At 37.1% G+C, this 13287-nt stretch carries 15 protein-coding genes; 12 read left to right on the top strand and 3 right to left on the bottom strand.

Going from position 1 to position 13287, the window contains the following annotated elements; genetic code table 11:
• The first annotated feature begins 17 nt into the window (after positions 1-17).
• A complete protein-coding gene (locus G6W45_RS00460) occupies positions 18-614 on the top strand; it encodes a DJ-1/PfpI family protein (RefSeq protein ID WP_194167164.1) in 597 nt (198 codons plus the stop codon).
• A gap of 86 nt (positions 615-700) precedes the next feature.
• Here the strand turns inward: G6W45_RS00460 and nspC are convergent, their stop codons facing one another.
• Positions 701-1840 carry a carboxynorspermidine decarboxylase gene (gene nspC / locus G6W45_RS00455; RefSeq protein ID WP_194167163.1) on the bottom strand — a complete coding sequence of 380 codons (1140 nt, stop codon included), beginning with the start codon at positions 1838-1840 and terminating at the stop codon, positions 701-703.
• Positions 1841-1923: 83 nt separating this feature from the next.
• On the opposite strand from nspC, the gene G6W45_RS00450 reads away from it, so the two are divergent.
• From G6W45_RS00450 to G6W45_RS00410, 10 genes are all read left to right on the top strand, one after another.
• Positions 1924-2145: a MoaD/ThiS family protein gene (locus tag G6W45_RS00450; protein WP_194167162.1), complete on the top strand. Its 222-nt coding sequence runs from the start codon at positions 1924-1926 to the stop codon at positions 2143-2145.
• A gap of 1 nt (position 2146) precedes the next feature.
• Positions 2147-2581: a molybdopterin synthase catalytic subunit gene (locus G6W45_RS00445; RefSeq protein ID WP_194167161.1), complete on the top strand. Its 435-nt coding sequence runs from the start codon at positions 2147-2149 to the stop codon at positions 2579-2581.
• An 11-nt stretch (positions 2582-2592) separates the two neighbouring features.
• On the top strand, positions 2593-3054 hold the full coding sequence (locus G6W45_RS00440; RefSeq protein WP_194167160.1) for a molybdate transport repressor: 462 nt from the start codon (positions 2593-2595) through the stop codon (positions 3052-3054).
• A gap of 242 nt (positions 3055-3296) precedes the next feature.
• On the top strand, positions 3297-4979 hold the full coding sequence (locus G6W45_RS00435) for a TonB-dependent receptor (protein ID WP_242039013.1): 1683 nt from the start codon (positions 3297-3299) through the stop codon (positions 4977-4979).
• Positions 4972-5154 carry a TonB-dependent receptor gene (locus G6W45_RS09695; RefSeq protein ID WP_234402266.1) on the top strand — a complete coding sequence of 61 codons (183 nt, stop codon included), beginning with the start codon at positions 4972-4974 and terminating at the stop codon, positions 5152-5154. The genes G6W45_RS00435 and G6W45_RS09695 overlap by 8 nt, the downstream gene beginning before the upstream one ends.
• Before the next feature lie 11 nt (positions 5155-5165).
• Entirely contained in the window at positions 5166-6131 is a 966-nt protein-coding gene (locus G6W45_RS00430; protein ID WP_194167159.1) for an ABC transporter substrate-binding protein, read from the top strand.
• Positions 6128-6925 (top strand): ABC transporter permease, encoded by a 798-nt coding sequence (locus G6W45_RS00425; protein WP_194167158.1) that lies wholly within the window; start codon positions 6128-6130, stop codon positions 6923-6925. The genes G6W45_RS00430 and G6W45_RS00425 overlap by 4 nt, the downstream gene beginning before the upstream one ends.
• Positions 6925-7614 (top strand): ABC transporter ATP-binding protein, encoded by a 690-nt coding sequence (locus tag G6W45_RS00420; protein ID WP_194167157.1) that lies wholly within the window; start codon positions 6925-6927, stop codon positions 7612-7614. The genes G6W45_RS00425 and G6W45_RS00420 overlap by 1 nt, the downstream gene beginning before the upstream one ends.
• Positions 7607-8713 (top strand): NnrS family protein, encoded by a 1107-nt coding sequence (locus tag G6W45_RS00415; protein WP_194167156.1) that lies wholly within the window; start codon positions 7607-7609, stop codon positions 8711-8713. Before G6W45_RS00420 ends, G6W45_RS00415 begins: the two co-directional genes overlap by 8 nt.
• A 111-nt stretch (positions 8714-8824) precedes the next feature.
• On the top strand, positions 8825-9370 hold the full coding sequence (locus G6W45_RS00410; protein WP_194167155.1) for a hypothetical protein: 546 nt from the start codon (positions 8825-8827) through the stop codon (positions 9368-9370).
• 354 nt (positions 9371-9724) lie between these two features.
• Here the strand turns inward: G6W45_RS00410 and G6W45_RS00405 are convergent, their stop codons facing one another.
• Positions 9725-10912, bottom strand: a complete 1188-nt coding sequence (locus G6W45_RS00405) for a hypothetical protein (RefSeq protein ID WP_194167154.1) — start codon at positions 10910-10912, stop codon at positions 9725-9727.
• Positions 10909-12123 (bottom strand): saccharopine dehydrogenase family protein, encoded by a 1215-nt coding sequence (locus G6W45_RS00400; protein ID WP_194167153.1) that lies wholly within the window; start codon positions 12121-12123, stop codon positions 10909-10911. Before G6W45_RS00400 ends, G6W45_RS00405 begins: the two co-directional genes overlap by 4 nt.
• A gap of 444 nt (positions 12124-12567) precedes the next feature.
• On the opposite strand from G6W45_RS00400, the gene G6W45_RS00395 reads away from it, so the two are divergent.
• Positions 12568-13224 (top strand): hypothetical protein, encoded by a 657-nt coding sequence (locus G6W45_RS00395; protein ID WP_084109095.1) that lies wholly within the window; start codon positions 12568-12570, stop codon positions 13222-13224.
• Positions 13225-13287 lie beyond the last annotated feature (63 nt).

Genomic DNA, 13287 nt, shown 5'->3' with positions numbered 1-13287 from the left:
TTAAAAAGGACTGCGCTATGCATCTTCTTTGCCTTATATTTGATGAGTACGAGACGCTTGATCTTATGGGGCCAGTGGAGTTTTTAGCAAGGGTGCCTGAAATGAGGATAAGCTACGTTTCGTTTGATGGCGGGATGAAAAGAAGCAAACAAGGCTTTTTTATAAAGACCAAAAAGCTTAGTAAGATGCCAAATGAGAGCGTTTTGCTACCCCCTGGAGGTCAAGGCACAAGAGCGCTTGTAAATGATAGTGAGTTTATCTCAAGACTTAAAGAGTGCGTTTTGGCATCTAAATTTTGCCTAAGTGTATGCACTGGCTCAGCGCTCATCACTCGCACAGGAGTGCTTGACGGACTAAAGGCTACCTCAAATAAAAGATCGCTTGAGTGGGTAAAAAGTTGCGGCGAAGCTGTAAAGTGGCAAGAGCGCGCCAGATGGGTGAGGGCAGGTAAATTTTATACAGCTTCAGGCGTGGCTGCTGGCATGGATATGGCGCTTGGATTTATCAGTGATCATTTTGGCAAGGAGCTAGCCCAAAATATCGCAAACGAGACCGAATACAACTGGCAAGAAAGCTCAAAGATAGATAAATTTGCCAAAATTTATGGATATTAATCTATAAAAATTTTATAGATATACATACAAACATACAAATGAACTTTTAGTATTTAGCTATCAAAAGCTAACCAAAACACTAGTGATTAGTTTCTGCGTCTATACTCTTCGTATCCAAATTCACGGATCATCTTTATCTCACCATTTTCTTTTAAAAGCACTAAATTAGGCAATTTAATGCCGTTAAATGTCGTGTTTTTGACGATGGTATAGTGAATTTGATCTTCAAATATGACGCGGTCGCCGATTTTTAGCTCGCTATCAAATTTATACTCCGCATCGCCCGCTTCAAGACCCACTATATCGCCAGCTAGGCAGGTATTGCCGCCAAATCTATAAGCAAATTTGCCGTTTTCACTCTCGCCTCTAACGGCTGGGCGGTAAGGCATGAGCACGGTATCTGGCATGTGCGCCTCAGCTGAGGTGTCAAGGATGGCGATATCTTTCTCGTTGTGCACGATGTCAAGCACGCTGCTTATCAAAAAGCCAGTTTGCCAGCCCACAGCCTCGCCTGGCTCCAGATAGACCTCCACGCCGTATTTTTCGCGAAAGCGTCTAATTATCTTTATAAGCAGCTCCACGTCGTAATCAGCCCTCGTGATGTGGTGGCCGCCGCCCATATTTATCCACTTCATTTTTGGTATAAACTCGCCAAATTTCTCCTCAAATGCCTCTAGCACGACCTGTAAGCTGCTAGCACTCTCCTCGCAAAGTGCGTGAAAATGTAGCCCAGTGATGCCATCAAGAAGCTCAGGCTTAAAGTTTGCCCTTGTAATGCCAAGTCTACTAAATTTACCGCATGGGTTGTAGCTATCAGTCGGTGCTAGCGAGACCTCTGGATTTACGCGCAGGCCGCAGATGATGCCATTTTGCAGGGCAATGCCTTTAAATTTTTGCCACTGAGCAAAAGAGTTAAATGTGATATGCTTTGAAATTTTTAAAATTTCATCAAAGTCCTCCTCTTTAAACGCTGGGCTATACGTATGGATCTCGCCTTTTACGTATTCGCTTGCAAATTTTGCCTCATGAAGCCCACTGCAAGTCGCACCATCAAGATAAGAGCCAACCATATCCATCACGCCGCTAAATGCAAAGCCCTTAAGTGCTACCAAAATTTTAGCTCCGCTTTGCTCCTTTACGTACCTTAAAAGCTCTAAATTTTTACGTACTTTTACCTCTTCACAGACGTAGGCTGGGGTTTTTATGCTCTTTAAAATTTCGTTCATTTTTACTCGCTTTTTAAATTTTTAAATAAGTATATCTAAATTTATTTTTAAGTAAAATCAGCAAAAATCTCAAAGGATAAAACGTGATAGAGATCGAATTTCTTGGGCCTATCGGGCTTGAAAATATAAAAGTAGAAGTAAAAAATTTAGGCGAAGTAAAAGCGGCTTTAAGCCAGAAAGAAGAGCTTAAAAAATGGCTAAATATCTGTGCGGTTGCCGTAAATGACGAGATCGTAAGCGATATAAATTTTGCTCTTAAATCAGGTGATAAAATTTCTATCTTACCACCAGTTTGTGGGGGCTAAGATGCAAATTTATAATGGAAGTTTGGATGTTCAAAGCATCACAAACGAGTGGTATGAACGCTTTAAGTATAAAAACTGCGGCGCACTCATCACTTTTGTTGGAATCGTAAGAGAGGAAGGCGGCATTTCGGCACTTAGCTTTGATATCTATGAGCCAATACTTAAAAAATGGCTAGATGCCTGGGAAGAGCGAGCCAAAAAAGAAAATGCCTACGTACTCTTTGCTCACTCAAAAGGCGATGTGGCGGTGCATACGAGCTCTTATGTAGCAGGCATTGTGAGCCCTCAAAGAAAGGTCGCGCTAAGGCTCATAAACGAATTTGTCGAGGACTTTAAGGCAAATGCGCCGATCTGGAAATATGACGTGATAAATGGCGAGAGAATTTATGCAAAAGAGCGCAGCCAAGCGATAAATGGTGCTGGAATTTTAGCTTAAAAGGAAAAATGATGATAACAAAAGAGAGTAAAAAAGATGTTTTTTGGGCGCTAGCCTTTGGGCTTGGGCTTTTTATATTTAGCATCGTTGGCTACTTTTATCTAGCTCTTGGCACAGCGTCTCTCTTTGGCATCATCATTGGCGCTCTCTCAGTGTTCTTTTGTATCAGAAAAATTTTTCAAAACAACTTTTTACGTATTGAAGATGATGGATTTATCATCACTAAAGGCTCAAAAAGCATAAAATTTTACTTTAAGGATATCGACGAAATCGCCATTAAGAGTTTTGGCGATAAGAAAAAAGTTGAAACTTTGAGTGTAAAATTTAAGAAAAACCGTCTTGATAGAGATGCTTGCTTTGGATTAGTGCAACCACTAGGTGATGATTTGATCATCATTTTTGATAAATATGAACTCTCAAAATTTACCATTTCAAAAGAGCTAAGAGATAGGCTTAATAATTTTAGAGCATAATTAAATCAACCTATAATCTAAAAATTTTTATATAACAATTATCAAAATTTTATACATTTTTTCACATTAAATTTACACCATTTAACTACTCTTGCAAAAATAAAATTAAGCATTTTATCTACAATAAGCTCGTAAATGTGGATTAAAAATTTAAAGGATGACTTACATCAACTTTTATAAAGGGTTTTGCTACTACAATTCTGATAAAAGAAATCATAATTATATCTTTAAAAGGAGTTTACATGAGGCCCATTTTAAGCCTAGCAGTTCTTTCATCACTGCTTCTAGCAAATGAAGCAAATTTAGATATTATAAAGCCTATTAGAGAATTTGCTCCGCCACCAGTCATTACGCCAAACGTTGCACAAAGTGCCTTTGTCGAAAATCAATTTGACCGCACTCAAAGAGGCGAATACCCATTTGTTACAAATTTACTTGATAACTCAGCTGATATGTTTCATATCTCAGCTGGAATGTATGGCAAAAGCTTTTACAATTCATCGCTTTTTAAATATCGTGGCGCAAATTTTTACACCATTTTAAATGCAAATTTCACCAAAGCAAATAATTATAAAGATGGAAGTGGCAAAAGATGGGACTATGGCTACAATAGGCAAGGCCAAAGTGCTATCTTAGGCTTCGTACCAAATGATCTTAGCGAGCTTAGACTTACGTTTTTAAGGGATAATATTGATAAAGACAAGCAGCCAGAGCACGTGATGGATGCCTTTAAAACGACAAGAAAAGTCGGCAAACTAAATATTAGATTAGGCGAAGAAGATCTTTCAAATACGCTAAATTTCGATTTTATCCTAAAAAAGGTTGAGCGAAAAGCTGATAATTTTCATCTAAGAGATGCTACTCCAAATGTGAAAGTGGATTTAAAGAGAAATATATTTGAGGCAAATTTAAAGTATGATGCTGACTTTGCAAGCTTTCACAATCAAATAGGCGCTGGCTTTGAAAAGGATAAACATGACGGCAAAAGATACATGAAGCAAGGCAACAACTGGGTCTTTAACGGATATAGATTTGCTGATGTTAGAAATGATAAATTTATGCTCTTTGATACACTTGCTTATAAATTCAATGAAGCAAATGAAGCTTCTCTTGCCTTAAAATATGAAGAGCAAAGAAGTAAATTAAATGGTATCGACACTAAATTTTTTGTGCCAAATCCGATCGCACCTAATACCACTCGTAAATTAGTTCGTCAAATTTATGGTGAAGACGTAAGCGATAAAATCAAAAAAGACGCTTTTAGTGCAAGTTTAAAATATAAATTTACACCAAATGACAAGGATAGCTACTTTGCAAAACTTGAGAGCTTATCTCGCTTGCCAAGCAATATGGAGCGTTTCAATGCACTTTATGGTCCAGACGATAAAGGCTGGATAGCAAATCCGAATTTAGAGCCAGAAAGGCACAATAGAGCAGTTCTTGGCTTTAAATTTGGCAGTGAGTTTTACAAAGAATACCTAAACTCTCTACAAAACAAAGATGCCTTTAGCTTTAGCGGACATTTCATCGCTGATAGCGTTAAAAATTTGATCATTTTTGATAGACGCCACTCAAAGGCTGCGATGCCACTAATAAATAAAAATGCCGTCATCTCAAGAAACGTTGATGCAACGCTTTATAGTGTAAATTTCAATACAGAATATAGCTTTGCAAGGCACTTTGGGTTAAAAAGCTCACTTTACTACAACTACGGACAAAACAAAACCGATGGCAGACCACTTTATCAAATAAGGCCTTTTGAGGCAAATTTTGCATTTGACTACAAAGACTATGCAAGCTTTGGCAGCTATAATCTTGGCACCGCACTAAGGCTAGTTTCAAAGCAAACTAGAGGCGATTTTAGCAAGCAAAATGGCCTAGGTATCGACAAAAAAAGAGGCTGCAAAAGGATTTGGTTTGCTTGATCTTTATGGCGGCGTAGAGTTTAAAAATAAAGTTGGCATAAGATTTGGCGTAGCAAATTTATTTGACAAAGATTATGCAGAATTTATCAGCGGTGATCACGTGGCAGCACTTGATCCAGTAGTCGTTCATGCCCCTGGCAGGACATTTTTCATTAGTTTCCACAGCAGTTTTTAAAGGAGAAAAAGATGTTAAATAGAAGAAAATTTTTAGGACTTAGCACAGCTTTAGGCGTTAGCGCATTTGCACCAAATTTATTTGCAAAAGAGAGCTTTACTATGTGGGGTGCACCAGCGATCCCAAGCGTTATCATGGCGGTTGCTGCGCTGCAAGGCGAGTTAAATAAAAATTATGATGTAAGCCTAAATATCTGGAAAACACCAGATCAGCTTCGTGCAGGCGTGGCTAGTGGGGATATCAAGGTCACGATGTCGCCATCAAATGTCGCTGCAAATTTAAGAAATCAAGGGCTTGATTTTGCGATGTTAAATTTACTGACACTTGGCGTTATGAACGCTATGGTTAAGGATGAAAAGATCAAAAATTTAGAGGATTTTGTAGGCAAAAAGCTTATCATGCCATTTAGAGGTGACATGCCTGATCTTGTTTTAAGAGCGCTTTGCAAGAAGCGAGGCATAGACGTTAGCAAAATAGACATCACCTATACAGCAACGCCTCCTGAAGCCCTACTTTTATTTTTACAAAAAGATTTTGACATTTTAATAGTTCCACAACCTCTTGGCGAAGCGACTATTTTGCGTGGTAAAAAAGCAGGCGTTAGCGTGCATTATTCAGTTGATTTTCCAAAAATTTGGGGCGAGAGCTTTGGCACAAAACCAATAATCCCAATGGCTGGCATTATCGTAGAAAGAGGCTTTTACGAGAAAAGCTTAAGTCTATTTGACACGCTTCATAGCGATCTTAAAAATGCACTTTCTTGGATACTTGAGAACAAGCAAAGTGCAGCAAAGATAGGCTCAAGCTACTTGCCAGCTCCGGAAGTAGCACTTGCAAATGCTTTTGATAAGGCAAATCTAACAGTAACAAAAGCAAATGAGCTACAAAATGAGATCATGGCATTTTTTGAAGAAATTTATCAGTTTAATCCAAAATTTCTAGGCGGCAAGATACCAGATAAAGGTCTATTTTTATGATACTAATCGATGGCATTAAAAAAGATCGCTCAAGCTTTTTAAAAATAATTGACTATTTTTGGGGCGGATTTAGCGGATTTGCCGTAGTTTTTTTGATCTTAGCCATTTGGCAAGTGGGAAGCGAGTTTAGCTCCCCACTCCTACTTCCACCACCAAAAGATGTATTTTTAAAAGCCTGTGAAATTTTAAAAGATTATAAAAACAGCGAGATAAACATAACGCTTTGCAGATCACTGATTGGAGTTTGCTCGGCAACATTTTTTGGTATATTTTTAGGGCTAATAGCAGGTAGTTTTAAAAGTTTTGCAGCCTTTTTAAAGCCTGTTATCATCTTGCTTTTGTCAATGCCGCCGATTATTTGGATAGTGCTTGCTATTTTTTGGTTTGGATTTGGAAATTTTAGCACCGTTTTTACTATCTTTATAACCGTTTTACCGCTTACTTTTGCAAGCTCGGCAGTTGCTATGAGTAGCGTAGATGAGGAGCTAAAAGAGATGTTTGACGCTTATAATCTAGGAATTTTAAAAAAAATAAGACACCTTTACATCCCGCATCTTACGAGCTACATAATAAGCTCTATTAGCGTAGCTGTCGCAATGGGCGTAAAGATAGTCATAATGGCTGAGCTACTAGGTGCAAATAACGGCATGGGAGCAAAGATAGCAAATGCAAGGGCAATGCTTGAAACAACCGAGGTAATGGCATATGTTCTTTTAAGCATCACTCTTATCATGCTTTTTGAATACCTCATCATCGAGCCATTAAAAATAGCTTTGATGCCTTGGAGAAGATGATGCTTGAGCTTAAAAATGTAGAGTATGAAATTTTAAGAGATAAGGTCGTAAGGAATTTTAGCCTAAATGTAAAAGGTGGCGAGGTAGTGACGCTTTTTGGGCCATCTGGATGTGGCAAGACAACGATACTTCGGCTTATTAGCGGACTAAATGAGCCTAGAAAAGGAAAAATTTTTAATAGCTTTAAAAAGACTACATATTTTTTTCAAGAAAATCGCCTGCTTACATGGAAAAATGCTCTTGAAAATGTACTTTTGGTTATGAATAAACCAGACATTAACGCTGTTTTAGAGCTTTTTAAAAAGGTTGGACTAAGTCAAAAGGATACTTTAAAATATCCAAGTGAGCTAAGTGGCGGTATGAGGCAAAGAGTCGCTTTTGTAAGGGCGGTCGTGACAAAACCTGATCTGCTTTTGATGGATGAGCCTTTTTCTGGGCTTGACTATGATATGAAAGAAATTTTAATTGAGATTATTGGCCAAAGAGTGAGCGAAGGTATGAGCGTAGTTCTCGTCACACACGATAGAATGGAAGCTGTAAAGATGTCAAATAGAATTTATTTCCTATCAAGTAAAGGCGCAGTTATACAAAGAGAACTTGAAATAGACAAAGATTTCAAAGAGCGTGATTTTACTTTTATTAGCAAGATGATAGATGAAAATTTCAAAGGGCAAATTTATTATGATTAATAATTTTTTTACTCATCCTATGAGGATATTTTTCTTAATGAGTGCCGCCTGTGCGGTGCTTGGTGCTAGTGTGTTTTTTACTCCAACTGATTTTGTGAGTTTGCATAAATTTATATTTTTGCAACTCTTTTTAGCGCTTGCTTATGCTGGATTTTTGCTAACTGGACTAACTGATTGGACAAATTTTCAAGCATCTTTAAAAATACACGCCTATATATTATTTTCACTCTTTTTTATAAGCTTTATCTTGACATTTTTTAGCCTATTTTTAGCACACTGCTTTATCACTCTTTTTTGGCTTTACTTGGTTTTGCTTTGTGTTTATATGATCTGGCGAGATAAAAATGATGATCAATTTGGCGTGCTTGGCTTTTTGTTTGGTATTTTAGGCTTTGAAATTTATTATCTAGTAAGCGGCAATGAAAAATTTCTAAATTTACAAGTTTTTATCCACGCAATAGCTATCTTACTCATCTCATACCGCGTTAGTGTCGTGCTTGGAAAAGAAGCGCTAAAAAGAGAAAAAGGTATGGATGAAGCTGTTTTTGTGCCAAATTTTATCTATAAAAATATCGCTATCTGCTGCGTTTGTGCCTTTTTACTTTTAAATATATTTTTTGAAGCAAGCATGGGTGTCTATTATGCTGCGATAGCTTGTGGAAGTGCGGTACTTGCAAAGCTTAAAGAGTGGCACTATAAAGAGCTTTTTAAACATAGCTTTGTGCTTTTATACTATTTTATGCAGCTATTTTTAGCGGTTGGATTTTTAGGAATCGGCTTTAGCGGTATTTTTGGGCTCCATCTTGAAACAAATTTTATGCACCTAATAGCAATAAATGCGGTAATTTTTAGCGTGATGCTTATATTTAATGTCGCAGGACTTCGTCACAGCGGACAAGAACTTGAGTTTTTACGCCTTAGTAAGGTTGCTTTTATTTTAGTTCTTTTAGCTGGTGTTAGTAGAGGAATTTTGGCTTATTTTTGGAGTGGCTTTTACATTCATTTACCAGCAACACTCATAGCAATCGCTTTTGTTTTTTGGCTCATAAATTTTTATGCGATCTTTAGGGATAACGATTTTAGCGATGACCCAGAGTAAGAAGTCATTAAAAATTTATTCATTAATTAAAAAGAGTTTTTAAGTCTTTTTTGAAGTAAGTGGATATATAATTTACGATATTTATTATCAATATTATAAAAAGGATTCTTTATGAACAAACTTACTTATGTTGCTTTAGCAGCTTCATTTTTTGCAGTTTCAGCTCTTGCATTTAGCGTAGAAGGTGAACCAAAGGTAACATTTACTGGCTATAAGCTAGCAAATAAAACAGCCGTACCAGGTACTTTTAAAACAATAAATTTTAAAAGTCAAGAAAATGCAAATTTTGCTGATTTTTTAAAGAGCTTTGAATTTAAGCTAGAGCCAAAAGATATCGACACAAAGCTACCTGACCGCGATAAAAGGATTGGCATTATTTTCGATGGCAAGGCAGTAGATGGCAAGATCGTAGCAGTAAATGGCGACGATAAGGCTGGAGAAATGGATGTTGAGCTTAGCATAAATGGCAATTCAAAAACTTTTAAAACAAAATATGAAGTGCAAAATGGCAAGCTAGTAGCAAAATTTTCAGTTGATCTTGTAAATGATTTGAAGCTAAATGAAAGCTTTGATAAATTTGCCGCTGCCGCCAAACCATTTCACGGCGGAAAGAGCTATCCAGATGTAGATGTTGGCTTTGAAGCGGTGATAAAATAACTTTCAAATTCGGCGCCAGTAAATTAGCTTGCGCCGAAGTTACCTCTTTATCCTAGTTTCTTATTTTGTGATACCGAAAAATCGAAGATGACGGATTTTTCATACAAAAAGGCGGCAAGAATGAGAAATTTTATTTTAAAGATATCGATGAAATCGGCATCCCCGAGATAGACGCCAAGCGCAAAATTAGTGTTTCAAACATAAAATTTAAAAAAAGGCAGGCTAGCATATGGCCTCATGCAGCCTAGCGACGATGATAACGCCGTGATATACGACAAATACGAACTCCCAAAGCACGAGATTTTTAAAATTTTAAAGCAGAAATTTGAGGTTATGTGTAAATAAAATCAAAAATTATTTTTTGTTTATAGTCAAAGTATATTTATTGAATCTATCTATTAAATTAAAGCCGTTATCTAGTACGCTTATTAATGTAAGAACTGTGATTATTGCGGCTACTATTTGCCACCATCTAGCTGTCTTTACGCTAAGAATTTCAAATTTTTCTTTTGCATGTGTTAAAATTTCTTCTAATTCGTCATCTTGCTTGTATAGGTGCCTTATTTTTTCATAAATTGTAAGCGTTTCCCTTGAATTTATACCATAATTACCAAATAAGTCTAATCGCAAATTAACAATCTTATCTCTCATTGTCAAAATATCGCGATAATATCTAAAGTTCCTAAAAAATATATACCTTTGAGGCGACTGCCTTAGTGCTTTTACAAATTCTAATTTCATTTCATCGTTTGATATAATTAATAACTGCAAAATTAATACTTTTAAAACATTTGTCGATAAAATATGCTTTCTTTTTGGATATGAAGTGTAGTATAATACTGTACTCTTATTAAAATAAATCATTAGTTTATTAGAGTCAGATGTAAAAATGTTTTGTTCATTAATATTCTTAATACCACATTTTTCAGAATATGTTCTTATGTTTGCTTTACTTACTGTATCACTATCGTTTTCTGTCAAAAATACAAACAAATTCTTATAGTATAAGTCAATATTTTCTTCGGCTATTATGCGAACCCCGAACAAGATATTAAAATCTTCTAAGAATATAAAATAAATAGTAGATGGTAACCGTTCAAATAACTCTACGTTTCTTTTTATTTTTGTATTTAAATCCTGATTCTGTGAAATATAGTTTTTTAATTTACTTATACAATCCGCTAGTTCTTTTTCATTTCTGCAACATTTGGTCTTACGTATTATTTCTTTAGCTTCCTCGTCATTTTTGCACGGTATTCCTCTATTATAAAAACTTGATACTTTATTAAAAAAGCTATCTTTATGATTTTTCATAGAGTCCAATGTCGTAACAGTATATTTTTTTATTTTAAAAGCCCAAAATTTATCTTTATAAAATATTTCTTTTTTAGGTTGCTCAAGCTCAAAATGATTGTAAAAAAGTTTTTGGAAATTACGATAAAAATCATCTTTAGTGCGAGAGGTATCTTTTTTTGCGACGAGAATACTTTTGATACTCTCGTCTCTTATAACGTATGATTCATAGTAGATTTTATTTATCACTCTACCTCATACCTTTCTCCGGGTTTCATTTCGATTATCTCCCACGGCAAGCCCTGCCTGTTTAGCTCGTCCATGAAAGGCTTGGCGTCGAAATTTTCCATATTAAAGACGCCTTTTCCGCTCCAGATGCCCTTTGCAACCATCATCGAGCCGATCATCGCAGGTACGCCCGTCGTGTAGCTCACCGCCTGCGCGCCCGTCTCGGCGTAGCAAGCCTCGTGGTCGCAGACGTTATAGATATAGACTTGACGCTCTTTGCCATCCTTGAGCCCGCGTATCACGCAGCCGATGTTGGTTTTGCCCTTCGTGCGAGGGCCGAGGCTTGCGGGATCAGGTAGCAAGGTTTTTAGAAACTGTATCGGCACGATCTTTACGCCGTTATGCTCGACCTCGTCTATGCGCAGCATGCCGACGTTTTCTAGGCATTTCATATGCGTGAGGTAGCTTTGTCCAAAGGTCATGAAAAAGCGGATTCGCTTTAGTCCCTTGATGTTTTTTACTAAGCTTTCTAGCTCCTCGTGATAGAGCAGGTAGCTGTCCTTGACGCCAACTTTGGGGTAGTCCCATTTAAACATTATCTCCATCGGCTCGGTCTCTTTCCACTCGCCGCGCTCCCAGTAGCGGCCTTTTGCGCTCACTTCGCGTAGGTTGATTTCGGGATTGAAATTCGTCGCGAACGGATATCCGTGATCGCCCGCGTTGCAGTCTAGGATGTCGATCTCGTGGATCTCGTCAAAGAGATTTTGCTGCGCGTAGGCGCAAAATACGTTCGTCACGCCAGGATCAAAGCCGCTTCCCAGCAGCGCCATCGTGTTTGCGGCTTTAAACTCGCCGTCCTTCGCCCACTGCAGCTTGTACTCAAATTTTGCGGTGTCGGGGTGCTCGTAGTTTGCTGTGTCGATGTATGGGATGCCGGCGCGAGAGCACGCGTCCATGAGAGTTAGGTCTTGATACGGCAGCGCGACGTTTAGCAGTAGCTCGGCGCCCGTTTTTTTGATGAGCGCGACCACGGCGTCGGTATCGTCCGCGTCGATCTGGGCGGTATCGATAGCGACGCCCAAGCGGTCTTTGATAAATTTAGCGATCGCGTCGCACTTGCTTTTGGTGCGGCTTGCAAGGGTGATCTTGCTAAAAACGTCCGCGTTCATCGCGCATTTTACGGTCGCGACTTGGCTCACGCCGCCCGCGCCTATGATTAAGATATTTGACATTTGTGCTCCTTTAAATTTTAATGATTTTAGCAAATTTAAGATGAATTTTAAGAGACGGGGTGCTATTAATTATAAAGTTAGCTATGGCCAGCACAAAGTCTAATAAGAAGGACAAAAAGCAGATAGCACTAACACAGATAAGTAGCATATCGATTGCTGGCGGCAGAAAATTAAATTTACCTCCTGATAACGCACGATGAATTTTCTCTAAAATTCTATTTTTTAGTTTGAGATAGGTTGTATAAGAAATAAGCTTAAATTTTTTAGGTTTAATTTTTTACTAAAATTTGAGTGCCTAAATTTATTCTAAAGCATGCAACGATACATTATCAAGTTAGATGTTTTAGGTATAATCAACATATTTAAATCTAGAAAAATATCGCAACCGATTTAAAAAACTTGGATGGATTAGCGCCTGGCAAGAGGACACAAAAAGAGACACCAATGATTAAAAATGGTAAGCAAAGACCGAATAAAAAAGAGGTAGAAGCATTAACTCTTTTTTATAATAGATTCTATTTTTTATATGATGAAATTTCTAATGAAAATTTTAAAACTCAAGAGCCATGCTTTAGATTTTATAGACTCAGAGAAGCATTTTCGGTATTTAAAGAGATTTCTAATTATGAACCAATTAAAGAATATTTAAAGTGGATGAAAAAAGGAGGACGACCTTTTTTTGAAGGATTGATTGCCGATGATCTATTTAGTTTTATTAGAAACCTCTTATTGCACTTTCCTATTTTTGACACATGGGATGAAGTATATATAAATAAAAGTCTTGCCACTTGGGATAAGGCTGGGCAAATAAATAAATTTCTCATCAAGGCAAAAGAATATAAAATTGATGATAAATCAGAGGTCAAATATAGAATATGGGAAGTAAAAAAGAAAAAAATGACTTATTTTTCTGTTAAATTTCCCAGTGAATACAATGAAATAACAAATATTTATCTAAAAGATATAATCGCAGAAGAGATGGGTATGAAATTTTGCATGGCGCTAATGAGGCAGATAATTGATACTCAAATCGAAAATCCAGAAGAAGACATAAAAATAATGTCACAAGTTTATTTGCCAAGAAATAATAATGATTTATGAGGCAATACTGAACAAAATTTGCTTTTAATCGCTACAATAGCGCGAAATTTTAAAGGTAAAAAC

The organism is Campylobacter concisus (genome assembly GCF_015229955.1).
In the GTDB taxonomy this organism is placed as follows: Bacteria; Campylobacterota; Campylobacteria; order Campylobacterales; family Campylobacteraceae; genus Campylobacter_A; species Campylobacter_A concisus_AT.
The sequence above is the reverse complement of the archived record's forward strand: the minus strand, read 5'-3'. Positions and strand labels throughout refer to the sequence as shown.

Coding starts and splice junctions, on each gene's coding strand:
- G6W45_RS00440 (WP_194167160.1), top strand. CDS start 2,593: ATGATAACAAAAGAGAGTAAAAAAGATGTTTTTTGGGCGCTAGCCTTT.
- nspC (WP_194167163.1), bottom strand. CDS start 1,840: ATGAACGAAATTTTAAAGAGCATAAAAACCCCAGCCTACGTCTGTGAA.
- G6W45_RS00425 (WP_194167158.1), top strand. CDS start 6,128: ATGATACTAATCGATGGCATTAAAAAAGATCGCTCAAGCTTTTTAAAA.
- G6W45_RS00435 (WP_242039013.1), top strand. CDS start 3,297: ATGAGGCCCATTTTAAGCCTAGCAGTTCTTTCATCACTGCTTCTAGCA.
- G6W45_RS00420 (WP_194167157.1), top strand. CDS start 6,925: ATGCTTGAGCTTAAAAATGTAGAGTATGAAATTTTAAGAGATAAGGTC.
- G6W45_RS00395 (WP_084109095.1), top strand. CDS start 12,568: ATGATTAAAAATGGTAAGCAAAGACCGAATAAAAAAGAGGTAGAAGCA.
- G6W45_RS00430 (WP_194167159.1), top strand. CDS start 5,166: ATGTTAAATAGAAGAAAATTTTTAGGACTTAGCACAGCTTTAGGCGTT.
- G6W45_RS00445 (WP_194167161.1), top strand. CDS start 2,147: ATGCAAATTTATAATGGAAGTTTGGATGTTCAAAGCATCACAAACGAG.
- G6W45_RS00410 (WP_194167155.1), top strand. CDS start 8,825: ATGAACAAACTTACTTATGTTGCTTTAGCAGCTTCATTTTTTGCAGTT.
- G6W45_RS00415 (WP_194167156.1), top strand. CDS start 7,607: ATGATTAATAATTTTTTTACTCATCCTATGAGGATATTTTTCTTAATG.
- G6W45_RS00460 (WP_194167164.1), top strand. CDS start 18: ATGCATCTTCTTTGCCTTATATTTGATGAGTACGAGACGCTTGATCTT.
- G6W45_RS00400 (WP_194167153.1), bottom strand. CDS start 12,123: ATGTCAAATATCTTAATCATAGGCGCGGGCGGCGTGAGCCAAGTCGCG.